At 67.0% G+C, this 24,437-nt stretch carries 23 protein-coding genes; 9 read left to right on the top strand and 14 right to left on the bottom strand.

The features are described from left to right. Positions 1-89: 89 nt before the first annotated feature. The gene (locus IPP91_03865; GenBank protein MBL0141205.1) at positions 90-512 is read left to right on the top strand and encodes a glycine zipper 2TM domain-containing protein; all 423 of its coding nucleotides are present in this window, start codon (positions 90-92) and stop codon (positions 510-512) included. Positions 513-550: 38 nt separating this feature from the next. Next, on the top strand, positions 551-1,123 hold the full coding sequence (locus IPP91_03870; protein ID MBL0141206.1) for a response regulator: 573 nt from the start codon (positions 551-553) through the stop codon (positions 1,121-1,123). Positions 1,124-1,153: 30 nt separating this feature from the next. Here IPP91_03870 and rimO read toward each other — a convergent pair whose 3' ends face one another. Then, positions 1,154-2,494: a 30S ribosomal protein S12 methylthiotransferase RimO gene (gene rimO, locus IPP91_03875; protein MBL0141207.1), complete on the bottom strand. Its 1,341-nt coding sequence runs from the start codon at positions 2,492-2,494 to the stop codon at positions 1,154-1,156. A gap of 9 nt (positions 2,495-2,503) precedes the next feature. Further along, the gene (phaR, locus tag IPP91_03880; protein MBL0141208.1) at positions 2,504-3,112 is read right to left on the bottom strand and encodes a polyhydroxyalkanoate synthesis repressor PhaR; all 609 of its coding nucleotides are present in this window, start codon (positions 3,110-3,112) and stop codon (positions 2,504-2,506) included. Between the two features lie 223 nt (positions 3,113-3,335). Between phaR and IPP91_03885 the strand changes: the two genes are divergently transcribed. The 3 genes from IPP91_03885 (at position 3,336) to IPP91_03895 (ending at position 7,087) form a co-directional block, all read left to right on the top strand. Further along, the gene (locus IPP91_03885; protein MBL0141209.1) at positions 3,336-3,872 is read left to right on the top strand and encodes a phasin family protein; all 537 of its coding nucleotides are present in this window, start codon (positions 3,336-3,338) and stop codon (positions 3,870-3,872) included. Positions 3,873-4,019: 147 nt separating this feature from the next. Continuing rightward, positions 4,020-4,769 (top strand): acetoacetyl-CoA reductase, encoded by a 750-nt coding sequence (phbB, locus tag IPP91_03890; protein ID MBL0141210.1) that lies wholly within the window; start codon positions 4,020-4,022, stop codon positions 4,767-4,769. A 137-nt stretch (positions 4,770-4,906) separates the two neighbouring features. Beyond that, complete coding sequence (locus tag IPP91_03895; GenBank protein MBL0141211.1) at positions 4,907-7,087, top strand: S9 family peptidase; 2,181 nt, start codon at positions 4,907-4,909, stop codon at positions 7,085-7,087. 93 nt (positions 7,088-7,180) lie between these two features. On the opposite strand, the gene phbB (IPP91_03900) is transcribed toward IPP91_03895, so the two are convergent. The 5 genes from phbB (IPP91_03900) to IPP91_03920 form a co-directional block, all read right to left on the bottom strand. Beyond that, positions 7,181-7,927, bottom strand: a complete 747-nt coding sequence (phbB, locus tag IPP91_03900; protein ID MBL0141212.1) for an acetoacetyl-CoA reductase — start codon at positions 7,925-7,927, stop codon at positions 7,181-7,183. 60 nt (positions 7,928-7,987) lie between these two features. Continuing rightward, positions 7,988-9,649, bottom strand: coding sequence for a class I poly(R)-hydroxyalkanoic acid synthase (gene phaC / locus IPP91_03905; protein ID MBL0141213.1), 1,662 nt, complete (start codon positions 9,647-9,649; stop codon positions 7,988-7,990). Between the two features lie 187 nt (positions 9,650-9,836). Next, positions 9,837-10,631 (bottom strand): ZIP family metal transporter, encoded by a 795-nt coding sequence (locus IPP91_03910; protein MBL0141214.1) that lies wholly within the window; start codon positions 10,629-10,631, stop codon positions 9,837-9,839. 41 nt (positions 10,632-10,672) lie between these two features. Further along, complete coding sequence (gene pgeF / locus IPP91_03915; GenBank protein ID MBL0141215.1) at positions 10,673-11,425, bottom strand: peptidoglycan editing factor PgeF; 753 nt, start codon at positions 11,423-11,425, stop codon at positions 10,673-10,675. Beyond that, positions 11,422-12,375: an RluA family pseudouridine synthase gene (locus IPP91_03920; GenBank protein ID MBL0141216.1), complete on the bottom strand. Its 954-nt coding sequence runs from the start codon at positions 12,373-12,375 to the stop codon at positions 11,422-11,424. The genes pgeF and IPP91_03920 overlap by 4 nt, the downstream gene beginning before the upstream one ends. Here IPP91_03920 and IPP91_03925 point away from each other — a divergent pair. Further along, entirely contained in the window at positions 12,374-13,177 is an 804-nt protein-coding gene (locus IPP91_03925; protein MBL0141217.1) for an outer membrane protein assembly factor BamD, read from the top strand. The two genes, IPP91_03920 and IPP91_03925, sit on opposite strands and share 2 nt — an antisense overlap. Before the next feature lie 239 nt (positions 13,178-13,416). Here IPP91_03925 and IPP91_03930 read toward each other — a convergent pair whose 3' ends face one another. From IPP91_03930 to ppk1, 4 genes are all read right to left on the bottom strand, one after another. Continuing rightward, positions 13,417-13,710, bottom strand: a complete 294-nt coding sequence (locus IPP91_03930) for a hypothetical protein (protein ID MBL0141218.1) — start codon at positions 13,708-13,710, stop codon at positions 13,417-13,419. Between the two features lie 227 nt (positions 13,711-13,937). Further along, positions 13,938-14,186: a hypothetical protein gene (locus IPP91_03935; GenBank protein ID MBL0141219.1), complete on the bottom strand. Its 249-nt coding sequence runs from the start codon at positions 14,184-14,186 to the stop codon at positions 13,938-13,940. Next, a complete protein-coding gene (locus IPP91_03940; GenBank protein ID MBL0141220.1) occupies positions 14,146-14,502 on the bottom strand; it encodes a hypothetical protein in 357 nt (118 codons plus the stop codon). The genes IPP91_03935 and IPP91_03940 overlap by 41 nt, the downstream gene beginning before the upstream one ends. Before the next feature lie 181 nt (positions 14,503-14,683). Beyond that, positions 14,684-16,780: a polyphosphate kinase 1 gene (gene ppk1 / locus IPP91_03945; GenBank protein MBL0141221.1), complete on the bottom strand. Its 2,097-nt coding sequence runs from the start codon at positions 16,778-16,780 to the stop codon at positions 14,684-14,686. Between the two features lie 116 nt (positions 16,781-16,896). Between ppk1 and ppx the strand changes: the two genes are divergently transcribed. Continuing rightward, on the top strand, positions 16,897-18,384 hold the full coding sequence (gene ppx, locus IPP91_03950) for an exopolyphosphatase (GenBank protein ID MBL0141222.1): 1,488 nt from the start codon (positions 16,897-16,899) through the stop codon (positions 18,382-18,384). Between the two features lie 7 nt (positions 18,385-18,391). On the opposite strand, the gene IPP91_03955 is transcribed toward ppx, so the two are convergent. From IPP91_03955 to IPP91_03965, 3 genes are read right to left on the bottom strand one after another with little or no spacing between them, the layout of a single operon-like run. Beyond that, complete coding sequence (locus IPP91_03955) at positions 18,392-19,402, bottom strand: DMT family transporter (GenBank protein MBL0141223.1); 1,011 nt, start codon at positions 19,400-19,402, stop codon at positions 18,392-18,394. A 23-nt stretch (positions 19,403-19,425) separates the two neighbouring features. After that, positions 19,426-21,915 (bottom strand): ABC transporter permease, encoded by a 2,490-nt coding sequence (locus IPP91_03960; GenBank protein MBL0141224.1) that lies wholly within the window; start codon positions 21,913-21,915, stop codon positions 19,426-19,428. Further along, entirely contained in the window at positions 21,912-22,634 is a 723-nt protein-coding gene (locus tag IPP91_03965) for an ABC transporter ATP-binding protein (protein ID MBL0141225.1), read from the bottom strand. Before IPP91_03965 ends, IPP91_03960 begins: the two co-directional genes overlap by 4 nt. Positions 22,635-22,772: 138 nt before the next feature. On the opposite strand from IPP91_03965, the gene IPP91_03970 reads away from it, so the two are divergent. Beyond that, entirely contained in the window at positions 22,773-23,324 is a 552-nt protein-coding gene (locus IPP91_03970) for an arylesterase (GenBank protein MBL0141226.1), read from the top strand. Positions 23,325-23,353: 29 nt separating this feature from the next. After that, the gene (mnmH, locus tag IPP91_03975; GenBank protein MBL0141227.1) at positions 23,354-24,412 is read left to right on the top strand and encodes a tRNA 2-selenouridine(34) synthase MnmH; all 1,059 of its coding nucleotides are present in this window, start codon (positions 23,354-23,356) and stop codon (positions 24,410-24,412) included. The last annotated feature ends 25 nt before the right edge of the window (positions 24,413-24,437 follow it).

Below are 24,437 nucleotides of genomic sequence, written 5' to 3' on the forward strand. Positions count from 1 at the left end.
GACGCCAGCCAGCGCCATCCCCCGGCGGACGGGGAAAGCGTCTAAAATTAAACTCGTCCGTCACCATCTCTCATTCCCCGGAGTTCACCATGAAGATCACTCGCTGCCACTTGTCCGCCGCCATCACGATCGCCTTCTTCGTCGCCGCCATCGCCGTCGCACCGCAGGCGCAGGCGAAGTGCGACAACTGCGGCACCGTGACCGACGTGAAGACGATCAAGAAGGAAGGCGAAGGCTCGGGCGTCGGCGCTGTCGCCGGTGGCGTCCTGGGCGGCGTACTCGGCCACCAGATCGGCAGCGGCCGCGGCAACACCGCCGCCACGATCGTCGGCGCGGGCGCGGGCGCCTATGCCGGAAACCAGGTCGAAAAGAGCCAGAAGTCCACGACGACGTACCAGGTCGCGGTGAAGATGGAGGACGGGAAATCCCGCACCTTCAATTTCAGCAAGCAAACGAGCTACCGCATCGGCGACAAGGTGAGGATCGTTGACGGGAAGCTCACCCACGAGTAGCCGCGGGCCCGGGCGGCGCGACCACCGATTCGAAGAACATGTCCGGCACCCCGAAGCCCGCGCACCCTGAGGACCCCCTCGACCTGGACTTCACCTCGCTCGTCGAGGACGTCGCGGTCCAGCCGGCCGCGGCCGCGGCCCCGACGCCGGAGATCGAGGAAAACGCGCTCATCGGCGCGAATGCGCTCGGCGAGGAAGGTTTCCATGTCGTGCTGGTGCGTCCGCGGCTGGGGAGCCCCGCCAATCACGTCGTCATGATCGTGGACGACGACTCGCCCACCGCCGAGCTCGCGGCGCACGTGCTGCGCAAGGCTGGCTACCAGGCGGTGGTCGCACTCGACCCGCGCGAAGCCGCGCGCCTCATGTCGCGCGTGGGAGCGCCTGCGCTCCTGCTGCTCGACGTGGAAATGCCGGAGATGGGAGGGCTCGAGTTCCTCGCCCGCATCCGCCGGCACAAGCGCCTCTTCGACACGCCCGTCGTCCTGTTCACCGCCCACAGCAGCCAGGCGGACATCGTGCGCGGACTGCAGGCGGGGGCGGACGGCTACATCGCCAAGCCGATTTCCGCCTCGGCGCTCGCGTCCGCGGTACGCACCGTGCTCGGGCACTGACGGCGGGCCGATCGCGCCACCCTTCCCGATTCAGGCCTTCACCGCCTCGAGGTCGTGCTCGCCGGCCGCCGTGATGCGGACCTGCGCGAAATCGCCGGCTTTCAGGCCCTTCGCTCCCTTCACGCGCACGACGCCATCGATCTCAGGAGCATCGGCGGCGCTGCGCGCGAGGGCGATGCGGCCCTCGACATCATCGACGAGGACCTCGATCGTGCGGCCGACCTTCGCAGCCAACCGCTCGCGGCTCACGCACGCCTGCGCCTGCATGAACAGGGCAAGCCGCTCCCGCTTCACCTCCTCCGGCACGGCGCCGGGAAGCTCGTTCGCACGGGCGCCCTCCACGGGCGAATAGGCGAAGCAGCCCACGCGATCAAGGCGCGCCTCGCCGATGAATTCGAGCAGTTCCTCGAACTGCGCCTGCGTTTCGCCGGGGAAGCCGACGATGAAGGTGGAACGGATCGTGAGGTCCGGGCATTCGGCTCGCCAGGCCCGGACGCGCTCGAGGTTCCTTTCGCTCGCGGCAGGGCGCTTCATCAGCTTGAGGATGCGCGCGCTCGCATGCTGGAAGGGCACGTCGAGATAGGGGAGGATCCGCCCTTCGGCCATGAGCGCGATCACCTCGTCCACGTGCGGGTACGGGTACACGTAATGCAGCCGCACCCAGACTCCCAGTTCGCCCAGTGCAGCGCAGAGCTCCGTCATGCGCGTCCTGAGCGGCTTGCCGCCCCAGAAGCCGGTGCGGTACTTCACGTCCACGCCGTAGGCGCTCGTGTCCTGCGAAATGACGAGGAGCTCCTTCACGCCCGCCCTCACGAGGTTCTCGGCCTCCTTCATGACGTCGCCCACCGGGCGGCTCACCAGGTCACCGCGCATCGACGGAATGATGCAGAAGGTGCAGCGGTGGTTGCAGCCTTCGGAGATCTTGAGATACGCGTAGTGGCGCGGCGTAAGGCGGATGCCCTGCGGCGGAACGAGGTCGCTGAACGGATCGTGCGGCCTGGGCAGGTGCGCATGCACGGCGGCCATCACCTCGGGCGTGGCGTGCGGCCCGGTCACCGCAAGGACCTTCGGGTGCGCTTCGCGAACGACGTCGCCCTTCGCCCCGAGGCACCCCGTCACGATCACCTTGCCGTTGGCGGCCAGCGCCTCGCCGATCGCGTCCAGCGACTCCTCGACGGCCGCGTCGATGAACCCGCAGGTATTCACCACGACCAGGTCCGAGCCTTCGTACGACGGCGCGATTTCGTAGCCCTCGGCGCGAAGCTGGGTGAGGATGGATTCGGAATCGACCAGCGCCTTGGGGCAGCCCAGGGACACGAACCCCACGCGCGGCGCGCGAACGGGCGCTGGATTCTTGCGGGGACGCGCCACCCTGTGCCGCTACGACTTCTTCGCGCGTGTCTTGCGCGCGGAAGCGCGCGGGGCGCGCTTGGCTTTGGCAGGAGCGGCCTCGGCAGGCGCGCTCTCGCCGGGGGCCGCGCTGTACGGGAATCCCGAGAACAGCTTGAGCGCCTGGCTGCGCAGTTCTTCCTGCATGTCGATCACGGCCTTCGCCCCCTTCTCGAGGTAGCCGCCCATCACCTGCGGAATGGGCTGCCCGGCCGTCATCAGGTTCGAGAAGGTGTCGGGAGGCACCTTCGGGATGAGGACCTGCGCCTGCTCCTGGAAGCGCTTCTGCGCCTCGTGGAAGGCATGGATCGAACGCTCCAGGTAGGAACCCATGAGGCCCTGCATCGAGTGTCCGTAGTAACGGATGATGTTGGCGAGCATGTCGGTGGAGAACATCGGCACGCCGCCGGACTCCTCCTCGAGAATGATCTGCAGGAGGATCGCGCGCGTCAGGTCGTCTCCGGATTTCGCGTCCTGGACGACGAAGTGCTTGTACTGCAGCACCAGGTCCTTCACCTCCGCCAGCGTGATGTAGGTGGAAGTCTCGGTGTCGTAAAGCCGGCGGTTCGGGTACTTCTTGATGATTCGGGGCGTCGCCATGGCGGAATCCTCGGCATGTTGCGCTACATCAATCGGAGTTTGTGCAGCCCCGGTGCCGGTTTCACCGGAAGCTCACCAAGTGCTTCATTTTATTACTTTTTGCACAATTGTGGCAGTGCACGCACCAGCCTGTGCTGCAGTGCAATAATATCGCCTTGACAGGTTCCCGTCTCCTTCCTAGAATTCGATTGTTGCGGCGCACCATTCCCGGGCGCCGCGTTTGATGGAGCCGATGACCGTGGTGAACCTCGCCGACCAGATGAACGAACTGAACAGCACGGCCATGCTTTCTGCCGCGCGCCTGTCGAAACTGTCGCTGGACAGCGCCGAGCGCCTCCTGGCGCTGCAGATCGGCTTCGCCAAGACCGCCCTGGGCGACGCGACCCAGGCCGCCCGCGCGGCCGCCGGCACGAAAGACGTGCAGCAACTCCTCGCGCTGCGCACCCAGGCCGCCGAAACCGCGATGACCCAGTGGCTCGAGTACTCCCGCAACCTGTATGAAGTGGCCTCCGAAGCCCAGGCCGAGATCTCCAGGCTTGCCGAGGAGCGCCTCGCCGACCTCCAGCGCGGCATCACGGAATCCGTGGACCAGGCCGCGAAGTCCGCGCCGGCCGGCAGCGACGTGGCCGTTGCGGCGATGAAGTCCTCGCTTGCCGCCGCCACCGCCGCCTTCGATTCCTTCGCCAAGGCCGCCCGCGGCGCCGCGAGCTTCTCCGACGCCGGCGTCAAGGCCGCCACCGCGCCCAAGGCGCGCAGGTAACGCCGGCCTCGAAGCCCGCTTTCGTCTCCTCCTCCTTTATCGCAAGTTCTCCAATTTGGATAAAGGTTCAAACCCCAGGCTCAAACCTGGGGTTTTTTTTTGTTAGGCGCCTGAATCCCACGGGCCCAGTCACAAGGAAGCAGCCTCATGGACAAGAAAATCGCACTCGTTACCGGCGGCGTCGGCGGCATCGGCACGGCAATCTGCAAGCGGCTCGCGCAGCAGGGCCACTTCGTCGTGGCCAACTACGGAATACCCGGCACCGAGACCCGGTACATGGCCGGCATGGCCGCGGCCGGATTCGACGGCAGCTGCACCGCCCTCGCCTTCGGCGACGTGTCGAGCTTCGAGTCGATGCGCGACATGGTGGCCGGTATCGTGAAGGATCACGGGCCCGTGGACATCCTGGTGAACTGCGCCGGCATCACGCGCGACTCGACGTTCCGCAAGATGACGCCGGAGCAATGGCACCTGGTCATCGAGACCAACCTCACCAGCGTGTTCAACGTGACGCGTCACGTGATCGATGGCATGTGCGATCGCGGCTGGGGCCGCATCGTCAACATCTCTTCGGTGAACGGGATCCGGGGCCAGTTCGGGCAGACCAACTACTCCGCCGCCAAGGCCGGCATCCTCGGCTTCACCAAGGCTCTCGCCCAGGAAGTCATCCGCAAGGGCGTGACCGTCAACGCGGTTTCCCCGGGCTACGTGGAGACCGAGATGGTCGCCGCCATCAAGGAAGAGGTGAAGCAGCAGATCGTGGCGCAGATCCCGGCCGGGCGTCTCGGCAGCCCCGACGAAATCGCGGAAAGCGTGGCCTACCTGGCCTCCGACAAGGCCGCGTACGTCACCGGCGCCAACCTCTCGATCAACGGCGGCCTGCACATGTACGCCTGATCCCGGCGCGAATCGCGAAAGGGCGCCCCGCGGGGCGCCCTTTTCGCTGTTGGAACGCGCGCTTCGCGGTGCCCATCCCATCCTGATAGACTTCGCGCCCTCGCCCCCACAAGGGGCACCCCCGCCTGGAGGTTCGCTTGGCCATCCCGACCCGCTTCCTCGCCGCGTGCGCGGCATTCGCCTCGTGCGCCGCGCTCGCAGACGCGCCGCCCGCCTTTCCCGCGAAGAACGTCCCCGACACCTATTTCGGCACCGTGGTCGACGACCCCTACCGCGCCCTCGAGAACGTGAAGGACCAGCAGGTTGCCGCGTGGATGAAGGCGCAGGCCGACTACGCCCACGCGACGCTCACGGGCCTGAAGGGCTACGCGAAGCTGCTCGCGCGCGTGGCGGAACTCGACAACGCGACGGAGTCGCAGATCGGCGACGTTCGGCGCATGCCGGACGGGACGCTCTTCTTCACCCGCCGCGGCGCAAAGGACAATACCTTCAAGCTCTTCCTGCGGCAGGCGGACGGCCGCGAGCGCCTCGTCGCGGACCCGGACGACTGGCAGCGACAGACCGGCAAGCCGCATGCGATCAACTACTACTTTCCCTCGCCCGACGGCAGGCACGTGGCGCTCGGCGTTTCCCCTTCCGGATCGGAAGAGGCCGACCTCTACGTCCTCGAGACGGCGACGGGCAAGCACGTCGGCAAGCCGATCGACCGCGCCGAATATGCGGGTGCGTACGCGGGGATCAACTGGATGCCGGACGGCAAGTCCTTCTTCTACCTGCGCCTGCACAAGAACCCGCCGGGCGCGCCGTCCGCGGAACGCTACCTGAACATGCGCCTGTGGCTGCACACCGTTGGAACCGACGCCGGCAAGGACGTGCTCGTGCTCGGACCCGGCGCATCGCCGCGCGTCGCGGTGTCGCCGACCGAGCAGGCATTCGTGATCGTCACCCCGGGCTCCCGCCATGCCGTCGCGCTGGTCGTGGCCGACGTCGAGCGCGAAGTCACCCTCTATACGGCGCCCCTGGACACCGTCGGCAAGGCCGGCACCGCGTGGACCAGGATCTGCGGCGTCGCGGACAAGGTGACCGGCTTCGCGATCAGGGGCGACGACATCTACCTGATGACCTATGCCGCGAGCCCGCGATTCTCGGTGATGCGCACGAGCCTCGCGAAGCCGGACGTCGCCACCGCCGCGACGGTGGTCGCGCCCTCCGACCGGGTCCTCTTCGAGATCGCGGCAGCCCGCGACGGCCTGTACTTCGAGTCGCGCGATGGCGCGGTGAAGCGCCTCATGCGCCTGGCATGGAAAGACCGCGATGCGACCGAAGTGAAGTTCCCGGTCGATGGCGCGGCGAGCCTCCTGTCCGCAAACCCGGCGACCGACGGCGCGATGGTGAGCCTGCGGGCGTGGACCCGCGCGACGGAGATCTTCGCCGTCGATGCGGCGGGCCAGGCGACGAACACGGGCCTGCAGCCGCTCGGGAAGTTCGGCGCGCCCTCGAACCTCACGACCACCGAGGTCAAGGTGAAGAGCCACGACGGCGCGCTCGTGCCGCTGTCGATCATTCACAAGAAGGGCGTGGTTCTCGATGGATCGAACCCGACCCTGCTCTACGGATACGGCGCCTACGGCATCACGGAGGAGCCCGGATTCACCCCGCGGCGCCTGGCCTGGCTAGAACGGGGCGGCGTGTATGCGGTCGCGAACGTGCGCGGCAGCGGCGTCTATGGGAAGGATTGGCACAAGGCCGGCTTCAAGGCGACCAAGCCCAACACCTGGAAGGACTTCATCGCCTGCGCCGAGTACCTCATCGCGCAGAAGTACACGAGCACTGCCAAGCTCGGCATCCTGGGCGGAAGCGCCGGCGGAATTCTCATCGGGCGCGCACTCACCGAGCGGCCGGACCTCTTCGCCGCCGCGATCCCCGCGGTGGGCGTGCTCGATGCGGTGCGCACCGAGACCGAGGCCAACGGCGTCCTCAACGTCCCGGAATTCGGCACCGTGAAGAAGGAGGACGAGTTCCGCGCGATCCTCGCGATGAGCAGCTACCACCACGTGAAGAGCGGCACGCGCTACCCGGCCGTGATGATTCCGCACGGCGTGAACGACCCGCGCGTGGCGGTCTGGCAGTCCACCAAGATGGCGGCGCGGCTGATGGCGGCCAGCGCCTCGGGCAAACCCGTGCTGCTGAACCTCGACTACGAAAGCGGGCACGGCATCGGCGACACCAAGGCGCAGCGCCAGAAACAGACGGCGGACATCTACGCGTTCCTCTTCTGGCAGGCCGGAGTCCCGGAGTTCCAGCCGGCGACGAAATAGCGGCAGCCATTCCCCGGGCGACCCGCCCCGGGGAAACCAAAGAAAAAGGGCGCCCCGCGGGGCGCCCCTTTCGCTTTTCGCGCGAGGACCGCGCTAGTACATGTGCTGCCCGCCGTTGATCGAGATGTTGGCGCCGGTGATGAACGCGGCCTCGTCGGAGGCGAGGTAGGCGCACAGGCCCGCGACTTCCTCGGGGTGCCCCAGCCGGCCCACGGGGATCTGCGGCAGGATCTTGGAGTCGAGCACTTCCTTGGGGATCGCCATCACCATCTTCGTCCCGATGTAGCCCGGGGAGATGGTGTTCACGGTGACGCCCTTCCTGGCCACTTCCAGGGCGAGCGCCTTGGTGAAGCCGTGCATGCCGGCCTTGGCGGCGGAGTAGTTCGACTGGCCGAAGGCGCCCTTCTGGGCGTTCACGCTCGAGACGTTGATCACGCGTCCCCACCCGCGCCCGACCATCGCGTCCACCACGGGCTTGGACATGTTGAAGACGCTGTCGAGGTTCGTCTTCATGACCGCGTCCCAGTCCACCTTGCCCATCTTCTTGAAGGTCATGTCGCGCGTGATGCCGGCGTTGTTGATGAGGATGTCGATGGGGCCGATCTCGTTCGAGACCTGCTCGACCGCCTTGTGACAGGAATCGAAATCCGACACGTCGCAGGGGTAGGCGTGGAAGTGGTAGTCGCGCGCCGCCATGTCCTTGAGCCACTCCTTGTACTTCGTGTTGCCGGGCGAATAGGTCACCACGACCCGGATGCCCATGCGGGCGAGCTTCATGCAGATGGCCTCCCCGAGGCCACCCATGCCTCCTGTCACCAGGGCGATTCGCTGTGTCGTCATGTCGTCATCCTCCAGGCGGTTTGCTTGTCGCCTCGCGGGTCGTCCCGCGCGGCGGCTTGATCACTTCTCGATCTCGGCGCGTTCCTTCACGTAGCGTCCCGGGGCCGGCTCGGTGGGCTTGTGCTTGGCGTCGCCCAGCTTCGCGCGCGCGGCCACGAGCTTCCCCCCGAAGGGCTTGAGCCACTGGGACCAGGGCACCCACCAGCTTCCGGGCACCTCCTTCGCCTGCGCGAACCATTGGTCGGGGTCGGCGCCGAGGCGATCGTGGGTCCAGTAATTGCGCTTGTTCTTGGAAACGGGGTTGATGGCGCCCGCGATATGGCCGCTCGCGCCCAGGACGAACCTCACCGGACCTCCCAGGTAGCGGGCGCTCTCGTAGCCCCCCTTCCACGGCACGATGTGATCCTCGCGCGCGGCGAACACGAATGCCGGCATGTCCACCCGCTTCAGGTCCACGGGCTCCCCGCACATCGTGAGCGCGTCGGGCTGCACCAGCTTGTTGTCCGTGTACGTGTTGCGCAGGTAATAGGCGTACATCGGGCCGGGCAGGTTGGTCGAGTCCCCGTTCCAGTACAGCAGGTCGAACGCGGGCGGCTGCTTGCCCTTGAGGTAGTTGGCCACGACGTACGACCAGACCAGGTCGTTGGCGCGAAGGCTGGAAAAGGCGCTCGCGAGCTCCGCGCCGGGAACGATGCCGCCCTTGGCGAGCTTCTTCTCGCGCTTCTCGACGAAGTTCTTGTCGATGTAAACGCTGATCTCGCCCACGTCGCTGAATTCCAGCAACGACGTCATGAGCGTGAGGCTCGCGACCGGCTTCCTGCGCTTCTTCGCCAGCACGGCGAGCGCCGCGGCGAGGAGCGTCCCGCCGATGCAAAAGCCCAGCGCGTTCACCTTGTCGGCGCCCGTGATGGCCTTCGCCTCGTCGAGCGCGGCCATGACACCCATCTCGAGGTAATCGTCCCAGGTGAGCTTGTCGAGCGGCGGCTTCACGTTGCGCCACGACACCATGAAGACCGTGTGGCCCTGCTCGACCGCATAGCGCACGAGCGAGTTCTCCGGCTGCAGGTCCATGATGTAGAACTTGTTGATGCACGGGGGCACCATCACCAGCGGGCGCTCGTGGACCTTCGCGGTGAGCGGGCTGTACTGGACGAGCTGGATGAGGTCGTTCTCGAAGACCACCGCGCCGGCGGACACGGCGACGTTCCTGCCGACTTCGAAGGCCGCCTCGTCGGTCATGGAAATGCGGCCCTTCTCCATGTCGTCCACGAGGTTCTTCATCCCGTCCTCGATCGTCTTGCCGCCGCTTTCCAGCGCCGCCTTGATCGCCTCCGGGTTGGTCGCCAGGTAGTTCGACGGGGCGGCCGCATCGAGGTACTGGCGCATGAAGAAGCGCATGCGCCGCTTCGTCGCGGCGTCCATGTCCGCCTCATCGACCGCCTGCATCATCATCTTCGAGGTGAGCAGGTAGGAGTCGCGGAAAAAGCGGAAGAGCGGCAGCTCGTTCCATTCGGGCGAATTGAAGCGCTTGTCCGCCGCTGCAGGGGCCGCTTCCTTCGCCTCGGGCTGGAAGGCCTTCATCCAGAGGTTCATCTGCTCCTGCATGTACTTGCCCTGCAGGTCCATCAGCGTCTGCGGCTTGGCCGACACAGACTCGAGCCAGGCGCGATAGGCGTCCGAAAAGCCGGACATCACGTGCTGCGTCGGGCTGTCGGCGTGCATGGACGAGGCGAGCTTCTCGTGGGACTTGGCGATCAGGCCGGCAATGCGCTCGACGTGGGGGCGATTCGATGTGGGCATAGGGGGGAGGCGCGCCGAAACACGACGCAAACCTTTGGAATTTCAGGGATTTTCTCCCGCATTGTGGGGGCCGCCCCGAGGGGTGTCAAGAAACGCGGGCGGGGAAACCCTAATGACCGTGGCCGATGAGCAGGTGCACGCCCCAGAGCGTGAGTATGCCCAGCCCGATGAAGGCCACCTGCACGACGGTTTCGGCAAGCCGCGTCCGGCGCTGCAGCCCGGGGATCAGGTCGGCCACTGCCACGTAGATCATGCTGGCGGCGGAAATCGCGAGCACGCGGGGCACCCAGGCCTCGGCCGCCGAGAGGGCGAAGTACCCGAGCATCGCACCGGCCACGGCGGCAAGGCTGGACAGCGCGTTGAGAAGCAGCGCCTTCTTCTTCGAAAAGCCGGAATTGAGCAGGACGAGGAAATCGCCCACTTCCTGGGGAATCTCGTGCGCGACGATCGCCGCCGACGTCACGATGCCCAGCTTCACGTCGGCCAGGAAGGCGCTCGCGATGATCACCCCGTCGGTGAAGTTGTGGAAGGAGTCGCCCACGATGATCATCCACCCGGACCGGCCCCGGTCGTCCTCGTTCGCATGGGAATGGACGGCGCCCTGGTCGAGCCCGTGGCCCGCATCGTCTCCATGGTGGTGGCGCCACAGCAACAGCTTTTCGAGCACGAAGAAGCCGAGGATGCCGAACAGGATGAGGGCAGCCGTCCCGGTGTAGTCCACCGTCTGCTCGAAAAGGTGCGGCACGATGTCGAGGAACACGGCACCGAGCAGCGCGCCGACTGCGTAGCTCACGAGCATGGGCACGAGCCGCGCCTGCACCCGGAACGCAACGAGGGCAGCCAGGAGGACCGAGAGCAGGCCGCCGGCGAGGCAGGCGGCGAGGATCCAGGCGAGGACGGGCATGGGGGTGGTTCGCGCGACTGAGTTGCAAACAGTCTAGCAGTTCAGCGCTTGCCCCCGATCCAGATGAACGCGCCCAGCCGACCGCTTCTCTTCGCGCGACGGTAGGAAAAGAAGCGATCGCTCTGGCGGAACGTGCAGAATCCGCCGCCCGAGACGCCCTGCACGCCCGCTCGCGCGAGCCGCAGGCGCGCCAGGGCGTACAGATCGGCCATGAACCTGTCTTCGCGTCCGCGCACGAAGGCCGGCGCCGCCTCCGCCTGGACGGACACGAAGGCTTCGCGAACCTCGGGACCCACCTCGAATGCCGATGGGCCGATCGCCGGTCCCAGCCATGCCAGCACGCACGCGCCATCGCCGCGCACGGCGGTGACGGCATTCTCCAGCACGCCCGCGCAAAGCCCGCGCCACCCGGCATGCGCTACAGCCACGCGGGAACCGTCCCCGGCGCAAAGGAATACCGGCAGGCAGTCGGCGGTGAGGACCACCGCCACTCGCCCGGGCGTGGAAACCGCGGCGGCGTCGGCCGTGACGACGTCGTCGGGTTCGTCGAGCAAGTCCAGGTCCGCGACCGCGGCACCGTGGACCTGCGCGAGCCACCGGGGAGACTGCGGGAGATGTTCGCGGACGATGAGGCGGTTGCGCGCCACCGCGTCCGCATCGTCGCCGCAGCCCGTCCCGAGGTTCATCGAGGCGTACTCGCCCTCGCTCACGCCGCCCTCGCGCGTGGTCACGAAGGCGCGCACGCACGGCGGGGCCGGCCAGTCGGGGACGATCCATCCCGCGGGTAATTTCATTTCTCGCCTCTCAAGGCGGCCACAAGCGCCTCGAAGTCCGCCGGGGGAGGCGCGGTGAACTGGACCCTCTCCCCGGTCCCGGGATGGATGAAGGCAAGCTTCCACGCGTGCAGCGCCTGCCGGGGCAGCCGCCGCGTGCCGCGCGCACCGTAAACCGGATCGCCCTCGAGGGGATGGCCGATCGAGGCGAGGTGCACGCGGATCTGGTGGGTGCGCCCGGTCTCGAGGTCGCATTCGAGGAGCGCATGGGCGCCGAAGCGCTCCCGCACACGGTAATGGGTGACGGCCGGCTTGCCGCCGGGAACCACCGCCATGCGCGTTCGCTGGGTCGGGTGCCGCCCGATGGGCGCTTGCACGGTGCCCGCCTCCGGCACGGCGCCGCGCGCGATCGCGAGGTACGTGCGCTTGACGGTGCGCGCCTGCAACTGGCGCACGAGGTCCTGCATCGCCGCCTCGTGCTTGGCCACGACGAGCAGCCCGCTCGTTTCCTTGTCCAGCCGATGCACGATGCCGGCACGAGGCAGCCCCTTCAGCGCAGGCACGCGATGCAGCAGGGCATTCAGCATCGTTCCGGCCCAGTTGCCGCTTCCCGGGTGCACAACGAGGCCCGCCGGCTTGGCGACGACAAGCACATCGTCGTCCTCGTGCACGACGTCGAGCCCGATCTCCTCGGGCTGGAAGGACGTTTCCTCGGGGCGGGGCAACAGCGTGACTTCCAGCCGCTCTCCGCCACGAAGCTTGTGGCGGGGCCGGACTTGCTCCCCATCGACCAGAACGGCGCCCTCCTCCACGAGCCGGGCCAGCCGGGTCCTCGACTCCCTGGGCAGCAGACGGGCGAGCGCCTGGTCCAGACGCAAACCCGCCAGCTCCGGATCGACGGCCAGCCAGAGCGTGGGGGAAGGCCCCGGCGCGGAGGTATAATTCACGGGTTTTGCAACGGGATCGACCATGAAGCGAAGTGTAACGGCAGTGCTCCTCGTCGCGCTGGGCCTCGCCCTCGCGGGCTGCGGCTGGCTGGATCGCAAGGAGGACGAGAAGAAGGAATGGCAGGCCGCGGACTGGTACCGCTCGGCCAAGGAAGAGCTCGACAGCGGCAACTGGCAGGCCGCGGTGAAGCTCTACGGCCAGCTCGAGTCGAAGTTCCCGTTCGGTCGGTATGCCCAGCAGGCCCAGCTCGACACCGCCTACGCCTACTACAAGGATGGCGATTCGGCGCAGTCGATCGCCGCCATCGACCGCTTCGTGAAGTCGTACCCGAACCACGCGAACCTCGACTACGCGCTCTATCTCAAGGCGCTGGCGAACTTCAAGGAGGACCTGGGCCCGCTCATCTCCACCATCGGCCGGCAGGACATGGCCGACCGCGACCCGAAGGCCGCCCGCGAGTCGTTCGAGATGTTCAAGGAGCTGGTCAATCGCTATCCGGACAGCCGCTACGCCGAGGACTCCCGCAAGCGCCTCGAATTCCTCGTGGATGCGCTCGCGCGCCATGAACTGCACGTGGCGCGGTACTACGTGAAGCGCGGCGCCTGGCTTTCCGCCGCGAACCGCGCGCAGGACATCGTGGTCCGCTTTCCCGATTCGCCGACGCGCCGGGAGGCACTCGCCATCATGATCGAATCCTACGACCGGATGGGGCTTGCCGACCTTCGCGACGATGCGAAAAAGGTCCTCGCGAAAAACTACCCCGCGGACCCGATGACCCAGGAAGGCAGGAACACGTCGAGCTGGTTGCGCTGGCCCTGGCTGTAGGTTTCCGTTATGTCGGGCGCCCGGGCCTGCCTCGGCAACAACTCTGCGCGGTTGTGCTCTCGCAATGCTGCTTCCCCCTACATCCCGCGCTTCGGGTCGTCATCCCCGAGGTAGTTGCAATGTAACCCCGTCTCGTTGTCAAAGTACTGGCCCGGGAATCTCAGGTTGAAGGCGAAGGTGCCCAGCCCCGAGGGGTTTTCGTTGGGCAAGTTGGCCCCAAGCGGTCCCCAAAAAACATTTCAGTGCTTTGACTGTTCTCCATCTCGTTGACGCTTCAACAGAGCGAGGATCAAGTACGCCATCAGTGCAAACCCAGCCGCGTAGATCGTCGCAAAGATGAGAGCGACGTAGACAAATGGTTCGGGCTCGCGAGACAACGCGGAGGCGATAACAGTGAAGCTGACACCGGCGAGGAAGCCAGACACTGGAGCTCCAACAAACCACGGAACCCGCATTTTCTGCAACGGTATGGCAATCGCAATTGCGAGTCCCGCAAGCAGAGCCATTGGCAACCACTCGAGATACTCACTCATCAGCGGTCTCTGGCTCTGAGGTAAGCACCAGCAGCGCCTCTATCGACCGCGGTGAAGTAAGTGGCAGCGGAAAGGTCACACAACCATCGAATGGCCCCGGTCTGATTCTTGCGCTTGTCCGTCATGCATCGATAAAAGTGTCCGTCGCATTCGGCTTTGATGCTCCCCGTGTTGCATGGGTCGTCATCGCAGCGATCATGGCCCTTGCAGCACTTCTGAAACGGAAATCAGAACGGATTATCTGGAATGACGTGCTTACCCCAGAAATTGTCGGTTCCACAGTCCTTCAATCCAAAGAAATCAGATCTTCCTAGAGGGCTGCTGGAACTGTAGTGATAGGTGTTCGCGCCGGTGAGCAATCCCAACGGATCTGACTCGATATACCTCCCTGCTCCCGGGTCGTAATCCCTGAAGTAGTTGTAATGTTTCGGGACGCTAGGCTGCCTGACGCAGAGGCGCCCTAATGATGATCTCATCGTAGGGAGTCCTCACTAATCCCGCGTCGTCGCGCTCCAGCAGATGTTTCGCCTCCAGCTCAGAAACGTCAGTGTGAACATTTTTGTAATCCCTGCCCAGCGCTTGCGCTAGCCCCCGAATGGACAGCCCTGGATTCTGAGCTGCATGGCGGAGGAGCTCCATGCGCCTTGGAGAAAGAAGAGCCGTCAGCTCGGCAATAGAGCCCAAGCCGATTGTGGCCTCCACAGCAGCGCCAGCCGAAGCCTTCTTCCACGCACGGGCAAAGCGCTTCAATGCGTCTTCGGAACTCATTACCTCAACATAAAGCTTCTTCATTCGCTCCACCTCCATCCAAACTGCTCGCATTCGAGACGAAAGTCGCTCAATAGCTTTTCCACCGAGGAAAAGTCATAGGCTGTTTGATTCTCCTCGGATCCACATCATCACGAACTGCTGCCCGGCGCGGGTACCTTGATTCGTCGCGGAGAATTGCGACCGCATCAATTGATACAGTCCACTAGGGAGACGCGAGCGCAGCCAGGAGCTCAACCTGCGCGCAGCGCTTCTTCCCGCGCATGCGCTTCCTGCGCACGTACGTGCCGTCGGCCCCCATCTCCCAGGACTGCGTGTTGTCGTCGAGGTAGGGCTTGAGCCCCTCGCGCACGATGCGCCGCGCGAGCTTCGGGTCGAACACCGGAAAGGCCAGCTCGATGCGGCGAAAGAAGTTGCGGTCCATCCAGTCCGCGCTCGAAAGCCACACCTTCCCGTCCCCGCCATTGGCGAAGCGGAAGACGCGCGTGTGCTCCAGGAAACGCCCGACGATCGAGCGCACGCGGATGTTCTCCGAAAGCTTCGACACCCCCGGACGCAGCGCGCACACGCCCCGCACCACGAGATCGACCTTCACGCCCGCCTGGGAAGCCCGGTAGAGCGCCTCGATCACGACCGGCTCGAGGAGCGAGTTCATCTTGGCGGTGATCGCCGCGGGCTTGCCCGCGCGCGCGTTCTTCGTCTCGTTCTCGATCGCCTCGAGCACGCGCGGGTGCAGCGTGAACGGCGCCTGCCAGACGTGCCGCAGCTTCGAGGCCTTGCCCAGGCCGGTGAGCTGCTGGAACACCTCGTTCACGTCGGCGCAGATCTCCGCATGGCTGGTGAGAAGGTCGAAGTCCGTGTAGAGGCGCGCCGTGCGGGGATGGTAGTTGCCGGTGCCCAGGTGCACGTAGCGCATGAGCCGGCCCTCCTCGCGCCGGACCACCAGCGCCATCTTGGCGTGCGTCTTGAGCCCCACCACGCCGTACACGACCTGCGCCCCCACCTCCTCCAGCCTGGCGGCCCAGTTGATGTTGGCCTCCTCGTCGAAGCGCGCCATCAGCTCCACCACCACCGTGACTTCCTTGCCTGTGCGGGCCGCGTCGATGAGGGTCTGCATGATCACGGAGTCGGTGCCGGTCCGGTAGACGGTCTGCTTGATGGCGACCACCTGCGGGTCGCGCGCCGCCTCGCGGATGAAGTCGATCACCGGCGAGAACGACTGGTACGGCCGGTGCAGCAGGACGTCGCCTTTCTTCAGGGTCTCGAAGATATCCTTCGATTTCGCCAGGGACTTCGGCAGCCCCGGATGGAAGACCTTGAACTTGAGATCCGGGCGGTCCACCTGGTCCGGCACGCTCATGAGCCGCACCAGGTTCACCGGCCCGTTGACGCGGTACAGGTCCACGGCATCGAGTCCCAGCTGTTCCAGCAGGAACGAGGCCATTGCCGGGGTCATCGTGTCGTCCACCTCGAGCCGCACGGCGTCGCCGAGGTGGCGCTGCGGAAGCTCCCCCTGGAGCGCCTTCTTGAGGTCCTTCATCTCCTCCTCCTCGACGAACAGGTCGGAGTTTCGCGTCACGCGGAACTGGTGGCAGCCCACCACGTTCATGCCGGCGAAGAGCTCGCCCACGTGGGCGTGCAGGACGGAGGTGAGGAAGATCTGGTCGTGCTCGCCCGTCGCCACGCCCACGGGAAGGCGGATCACGCGCGGCAGCACGCGTGGCACCTGCACGATGGCCACCCGGGAATCGCGCCCGAATGCGTCCCGCCCATCGAGCTCCACCGCGAAGTTCAGGCTCTTGTTGAACACGCGCGGGAACGGATGCGAGGGATCGAGCCCGATTGGGGTGAGGACAGGCATCATCTCGCGGAAGAAGAACTCGCGGACCCAATCCTGCTGGGCCTGCGTCCACTCGCCCCGGCGCAGGAACCGGACACCCGCCACAGCCAGCGCCGGAAGGATCGTGTCGTTCAGGAGCGAATACTGCCGGTCAACGAGCGCACGGGCGCCTTCGCTCACGCGCGCGAAGATCTCGCGCGGCGTGAGCCCGTCGGGGTCGACGGAGCCGCCGCCAAGCTTCAGCTGCTCCTTCACGCGCGCCACGCGGATCTCGAAGAACTCGTCCATGTTCGACGAGACGATGCAGAGGAACTTCAGACGCTCGAGCGCTGGCGTTGCCTTGTCCTCGGCCTGCGCGAGCACGCGCCGGTTGAACTCCAGCGTCTGCAACTCGCGGTTCAGGAAGTGCTCCGGGGGAAGGAGCGCCCCCCGGCGCGGCTCGACTTTTGGCTTGCTACCCACGATTCCAGTACGGTTTCATGAACGATTCGTGAAGGCACGGCGAAGGCCCTGAGGCCCCGGGAAACTGTGCCATACTGCCCGCGAAATCAAGGGCGCGCACGCCCGCGCATGGCTCCATGGAATATACCACCCTCGCCGCGATCGACCTCGGCTCCAACAGCTTCCACCTCGCCATCGGCCGCGTCGTCGACAACCAGATATACCCCCTCGATTCGATCAAGGAAACCGTGCGTCTGGGCGGCGGGCTCGGCGCAGACAAGCGCATCGACGCCCCGACTCAGGAAAGGGCGCTGGCCGCGCTGCAGCGCTTCTCCGAGCGGCTTGCCGGCATGCCCCGCGAGTCGGTACGCGTGGTCGGGACCAACGCCTTTCGTGTCGCGAAGAACTCCGCCGAATTCCTGCGTCTGGCCGAAAAAGCGATCGGGTTTCCCATCGAGGTGATCTCCGGCCGGGAGGAAGCGCGCCTCATCTACTCGGGTGTGGCGCTGTCGCTGCCCCGCAACGATCGCAATCGCCTCGTGGTGGACATCGGCGGCGGTTCCACTGAATTCATCATCGGCGTGAAGCTCAGGCCCAAGGTGATGGAAAGCCTGTACATGGGCTGTGTGAGCTGGACGCAGCGGTTCTTCCCCGACGGGCGCATCGACAAGAAGTCGATGAAGGCCGCCGAGCTCGCCGCGCGGGTGCAGGTGCAGACGATCGTGTCGCGCTTCGAGAAGACGGGCTGGAAGGAGGCGGTGGGTTCCTCCGGCAGTGTCCGCTCGCTCTCGGAGGTGATGGTCGCTTCGGGCCATGCCGAGAGCGGACTCACCCTCGAGGGCCTCGAGTGGTTGCGCGAAAAGGCCCTTGCCGCCGGCGATGCCCGCAAGCTGGAGCTGCCGAGCCTTCGCGAGGATCGCCTGCCGGTGTTCGCGGGCGGGCTGGCCATCATGACGGCGATTTTCACCGAACTCTCCCTGAAGCGGATGACCCTCGCAGAGGGCGCGCTGCGCCAGGGCGTGCTATGGGACCTGCTGGGGCGCGTGCACCATCGCGACATCCGCGAAGTGACCGTCGAGCAGTTCGTGCGCCGCTACCACGTTGACCAGGTGCAGTCCCGGCGCGTCGTATCCCTGGCACAGGATTTCTACCGCCAGCTCGAGCCGGTCCGCGACGACAAGGACGCCACGGCCGGCGTGTTCCTCGACTGGGCGGCCCGCCTGCACGAGATCGGCATCTCCATCGCGCAGGGCGCCTATCACAAGCACACCGACTACATCCTCGTCAACGCCGACATGCCCGGCTTCTCGCGGCAGGAGCAGGGCTGGCTTTCCAACCTCGCGCTTGCCCAGCGCGGGCACCTCGTGAAGATGCGCGAGGCGTTCGAGACCGATTCCGCGCTGGCCACGACGGCCCTGTGCCTGCGGCTCGCGGTGATCTTCTACCGCAGCCGGCGCACGCTGAAACTGCCGCGCCTGAGGCTCACGCGCAAGGCCAAATCCTTCCGCCTCGAGGTGGAGGGCGGCTGGCTCGCGGAAAACACGCTCGTGGCCACTGCGCTGGAGACCGAGCGCGCCGAATGGGACTCCGTGGGACTCGCCTTCGAATCGGTCGAGCCGTCCTAGACACGCGTCAGTCGGTGGCCGGCAGCGGCGAGGCGCGCCTGCCCCGCGCGGTGAGCGAGACACCCGCGAGGATGAGGGCAATGCCCGCGACGTGAAACGCCTCGATGCGCTCGCCGAGGAAGATCCACGCGAGCAGGCTTCCGAAGGCCGGCATCAGGTGGATGAAGATCCCGGCCACGTTCGAACCCACTTCGGCCACGGCGCGGTTCCAGAAGACATAGCCGATGAACGACGGAAAGATTCCCACGTAGAGCATCGCGGCCACCGACGCCGGCGTCATGTTCACGCTTCCGCCGAGGAACAGCAGTTCCACCGCGCACAGCGGCGCCAGGAGCAGCACCCCGACGCAGCCGCAGCACGCAAGGAGCGCGAGGCCGGGCAGCTGCGCCGGCTTCATGCGCAGGAGCACCGTGTACACCGCCCAGAACACCATGCCGACGAGCAGGATGACGTCGCCGCGGTTGAGCGTGAGGTTCGCGATCACCGCGGGGTTCCCGCGCGTGAGGATCGCCAGCACACCCGCAAGGGAGACGACCACGCCCAGCGACTGCACGCGCGTGATCGTGTCGCGGTAGATGAGCCAGCCGGTCACGATGATGAGGATGGGGATCGAGCTGTTCAGGATCACACCGTTGGTGGCGGTCGTGTAATGCAACCCGACGTACGCAAAGGCATTGTGCAGGCCGGTGCCCCAGAAGCCGATCCACGCGATCGCCTTCCAGTGCCGCTTCACCAACGGCCAGTGCTCGCGGATGAGAGGAAAGGCGAAGGGCATCATCACCGTCACGGCGACCACCCAGCGAATGAACGTGAACGTGAGCGGCGAGATGGTACCGACCACCGCCTTGCCGATCACCCAGTTGAGGGACCAGAAGAGCGAGGTGAGCGTGAGCAGGAAGTAGGGCGAGCGAAGCCCGCGCGAGATTGCCTTCGCGGGGACAGGCTGCCCGCTCGATGGACTGGCGACCGCTCGACGGTTATCTGGCCGTTCGATGCGCAACCTGTCATTTCCTTTCATTGCCGCCTTGTTCCTCGACCACGTCAGGTAACGGCACGAATGGCAGCGAGCGGCGGGGAATCGACGGCGCGGCGCGTGCCGAGCAGGCCTGCGATGGCCACGCCCGCCGTGCCTGCGAGGATGCCGGCGAACGGCACGACCGCGTTGAATTCGTACGGAACCCCCAGGACCTGATCGGAGAGCACGAAAGCAAGGCCCACGGCCCCGGCCGACGCCACCACCCCCGCCAGGAGCCCGATCGCGAGAAATTCCGAGAGCTGCGTGAGCACCATCTGCCGGCGGCTCGCGCCCAGCGTGCGCATCACCGCGCCTTCGAAGACGCGCTCGTCCTGCGTGGAGGTGATGGCGGCGAACAGAACCACCAGCCCGGCGGCGATCGCGAACAGGAACACGAATTCCACCGCGCGCGAGACCTGGTCGGAAATGCGCTTGACCTGCCCCATGATCGCCGTGAGGTCGATCACGCTCACGTTCGGGAAGCGATCGACCAGGCGGTTCACCACTTCCTCCCGGCCTGCCGGCAGGTGAAAGCTCGTGATCCAGCTCGCGGGGTACGCCTCCAGCAGCCCCGGGTTCGCGATCACGAAGAAATTAGCCTTGAAGCTGTCCCACTCCACCTTGCGCAGGCTCGTGACCTTCGCGCCGAAGCGCGACCCGGCCACGTCCCAGGCGAGCGTGTCGCCGACGCGGATGGACAGCGCCTTCGCGATGCCCTCCTCCACCGAGAACTGCGGCTCGCCCGCCCCCGGCTGCCACCACGCGCCCGTGACGATCTTGTTGTCGGGTCGCAGCCGCTCGGCCCACGACAGGTTGAACTCGCGGTCCACCAGGCGCTTGGCGCGCTGGTCGCTGAAGTCCGCCGGCGAAACCGGCCGGTCGTTGATCGCCACCAGCCGCCCGCGCACCATCGGGTAGAGGTCGGGCGTGGCCAGGCCCAGGCTGGCGAAGTAGTCCTTGACCCGCGGCAACTGGTCGCTCTGGATATTGATCGCGAACCGGTTGGGCATGTCGGCCGGCATGGATTTCTGCCACTTCACGATGAGGTCCGTGCGCACCAGCGTGAGGAGGAGCATCGCCATGATGCCCACCCCCAGGGCCATCACCTGCACCAGGCTCGCGCCCGTGCGCCGGCGCAGGTTGGCGAGCCCGTAGCGCCAGGGGCCCGAGGCACCGGCGCGCACCCTCGAGAGGGCCAGGATGAGCCCGTACCCGGCCAGGGCCGCCACGCCCAGCGCAATCGCGAACCCGCCGAGGGTCAGGGCGCCGAGCTTCAGGTCGCCCGCTTGCCAGATGATGAGCCCGGAGAGGGCTCCCAGGCCAAGCGCATAGGCGAAGAGGCTGGAAGGTTCGGCCACCGACAGGTCGTTTCGAAGCACCCGCAGCGTGGACACGTTTCGAAGCCTGAGCAGCGGCGGCACCGTGAAGCCCAGGACCAGCACGAGGCCGATGACCGCACCCTGCACCGCGGGGCGCGCGCCGGGCGCCGGAAGCGCCACGCTGAAGAAGCCGGAGAGCCAGTACGCGAGCATCGCCTGCGCGCCAAACCCGGTAACCGTGCCGGCGAGGCAGCCCGCCGCAGCGAGCGCGAGGAACTGCCACGCGTTGATGGCGAAGATGTCGGCCTGGGCAGCGCCAAGGCAGCGCATCATCGCCGCGCCGTCCGTCTGGCGCAGGGAAAAGCGCCGCGCGGCGAGGGCCACGGCCACGGACGCCAGCACGACGGACAGGAGCGAGGCCAGGCCGAGGAAGCGCTGCGCGCGCTCGAGCGAGACGCGCACCTCGCTGCGCGTGTCGCGTACGCCCTCGATGCGCTCTCCCGCGGCCAGGCGCGGGCGCATCTGCGCGTCGTAGCGCGAGACGGCGGAGGCCTCGCCCGCGATCAGCAGCCGATAGGTGATGCGGCTGCCCACCTGGACGAGCCCGGTCGACGCAAGATCGGCGTCGTTCATGAGCACGCGCGGGGCGATGCCGAAAAAATCGAGCACGCTGTCGGGTTCCCGCGTGATGACCGCCGCTACCGTGAGGCTCGCCTCGCCCACGCGGATCGTCTCGCCCACCGCGGCGCCGATGCGCGAGACGAGCGGTGCGCCGACCCAGACCGTGCCCGCCGCGGGCGAACCGGTTGCCTCCCGGTCGGCCGAAGCTGGCGTGTCCGCCACGCGGATGCGGCCGCGCAGCGGAAAGGACGCGCTGACCGCCTTGATCTCCGAAAGGCTGGTGCCGGCGGGGCCGGAAACCATGCTCGGGAACGTCGCCGTGCTCGCGATGACCAGCCCGTCGCGGCGGGTGCGCTCCACGAAAGGTGGCGGCACCGGGTGATCCGCGATCACCACGAGGTCGCCGCCGAGAAGCTCGTTGGCCTGCCGGTCCAGCGCGCCCTGCACACGGTCGGCGAAGAACCCGACCGTGGTCACGCTTGCGACCGCGACGAAGAGCGCCGCGGCAAGCACCCTCGCCTCGCCCGCGTGGGCATTGCGGCGGAGCATCTTCATGGCGATGAAGAGGTTGTTCAAGCACTCACCTCGCCCGCCGTGATCGCAATCCTGCGGTCGCAGCGCGCCGCCAGCGCCTCGTCGTGGGTCACGAGCACGAGCGTCGTGCCATGGTCGAGATTCATGCGGAAGAGGAGCTCGATCACCTGCGCGCCCGTGGCCGAATCGAGATTGCCGGTGGGCTCGTCGGCGAAGAGGAGCTTGGGCTGCGTTGCGAACGCACGCGCCACCGCCACGCGCTGCTGCTCGCCCCCGGAGAGCTGCCGCGGGTAGTGGCCGAGGCGATCGGCGAGCCCCACCTGCCCCAGGACGCGCGTTGCCCTGGCGGTTGCGTCCGGCGCGCCGGCAAGTTCCAGTGGCAGCATCACGTTTTCGACGGCCGTGAGCGCCGGAAGGAGCTGGAAGGACTGGAACACGAAACCCACGAGCCGGCCTCGCAGGCGGGCGCGGCCGTCCTCGTCCAGCGCGAAAAGGTCCTCGCCATCGATCCAGACGCGCCCGGCGGAGGGAACGTCCAGGCCCGCGAGCAGTCCCAGCAGCGTGGATTTTCCCGAACCCGAGGCGCCGACAATGGCCACCGACTCGCCGGAGGCCACCTCGAAGGCGGCGTTCCTCACGATGACGAGCTCGTGATCCGCCGTGGAGACTTGTTTGGTGAGCCCCTCGACCCTCACAATGACGGGCTGGGCCGGGGCTGCGGCGCCGGCGGTGCGGCGCTCTTCTTCGCTGATCGCGTTCATGGTGCTCCGGTATTCGCCGGTTCCAACGACAATTCCGACGTGAACTTCCTCATTCGGTCACTGCGGCGCGCGGCCATCGGCCTCGCGGCGCTCCTTTTCGGCCTCGGGGCCGCGCCCGCCGGCGCCGAGCGCACGGTCATGGTGTTCGGCGACAGCCTGTCGGCCGCCTACGGCCTCGCCACGAGCCAGGGCTGGGTTGCCCTCCTTGGCGAACGCATCGTGCGCGACAAGCTCGCCTGGCGCGTGGTGAATGCCAGCGTATCCGGCGAGACGACCGCCGGCGGCCTGAGGCGACTGCCCGAGGACCTCAAGCGCCACCGGCCTTCCCTCGTCGTGATCGCGCTCGGGGCCAATGACGGCCTGCGCGGCCAACCTCTGGCCGCCGTTCGCGCCAACCTGGAGGAAATGATTCGACTTGCCCGCGCCGCCCGCGCCGAACCCGTGCTGGTGGGGCTCATGATTCCGCCCAATTATGGCATCGAATACGCGCGCGAGTTCCACGAGCTCTACGCGCAGCTTGCGAAGAAGGCGCGCGTCGCGCTGGTGCCCTTCCTGCTCGACGGCTTCGCCGACCGGCGCGAACTCTTCCAGGCCGACCAGTTCCACCCGACGGCGGCGGCCCAGCCGCGCATCCTCGACAACGTCTGGCCGGCGCTCGAGCCCCGACTCAAGCGGACCCCGAAGTCATGACGCAGCTTCCGGCCGCGCCGAACCGCCCCATGCATCGTGTCCTGCTGCCCCTGACGGCCGCGCAGCTTGCGGAGTGGGACGCCATCCTCGACGCGCGCAGCCCCGCGGAATTCGCCGAGGACCACCTGCCCGGCGCCCGGAACTGCCCGGTTCTCGACGACGCGGAGCGAGCCCTCGTCGGCACGGCCTACAAGGAGCGCGGATCGTTCGAGGCCAAGCGCCTGGGCGCCCCGCTCGTCGCGGCCAACATCGCGCGGATCATCTCGAAAGCCTTCGCCGACCGCCCCCGTCATTGGCGGCCCCTAGTCTATTGCTGGCGCGGCGGCTCGCGCTCCGGCTCGCTCACGCATGTCCTGAGACAGGTGGGATGGGACGCCGAACAACTCGAAGGCGGCTACAAGGCATTCCGGCGGCAGGTCGCGGCCGACCTCGAGGTCATTCCCGCCCGCTTCGCGTATCGCGTGGTCTGCGGCGCCACCGGCTCGGGCAAGAGCCGCCTGCTCGAGGCGCTCGCGGGGACACGCGCGCAGGTCCTGGACCTCGAGGTGCTCGCAGCCCATCGCGGTTCCGTGCTGGGCGAACTACCCGGCGCGCCACAGCCGTCGCAGAAGGCCTTCGAGACGGCGATCTGGTCCGCGCTGTCGGCGTTCGAGCCTGCGCGGCCGGTCTTCGTGGAATCGGAAAGCCGGAAAGTGGGAAACCTGCGCGTTCCCCCGGCCCTGATCGACCGGATGCGCGAAGGCGAATGCCTGCGCCTCGAGGCGGGGCCGGACGTGCGAGCCGACCTGCTGCTCGAGGACTACGCGCACCTCGTGGCCGACCCGGGCCTGCTCCGGGAAAAGCTCGCGTGCCTCACGCCCCTGCACGGGAAGGACCGGATCGACCGCTGGAACGCGCTGGCCGGAGGCGGCGACTGGCGCAGCCTCGTGGCGGACCTCCTCGAGTCCCACTACGATCCCGCCTATCACCGGTCGATGTTCCACAACTACCGCGGCGCAGCCTCGGCCCGGGTCGTCGAGGTTCCGGACGGCTCCCGCGCGGCCTTCCTCGCGCTGGCGCAAGCCATCGCCGGCGATCCGGCCACCTAGCCGGCGAAATGCGGCAGGCCCGGCG

This window comes from Betaproteobacteria bacterium, from assembly GCA_016720855.1.
Lineage (GTDB): Bacteria > Pseudomonadota > Gammaproteobacteria > Burkholderiales > Usitatibacteraceae > FEB-7.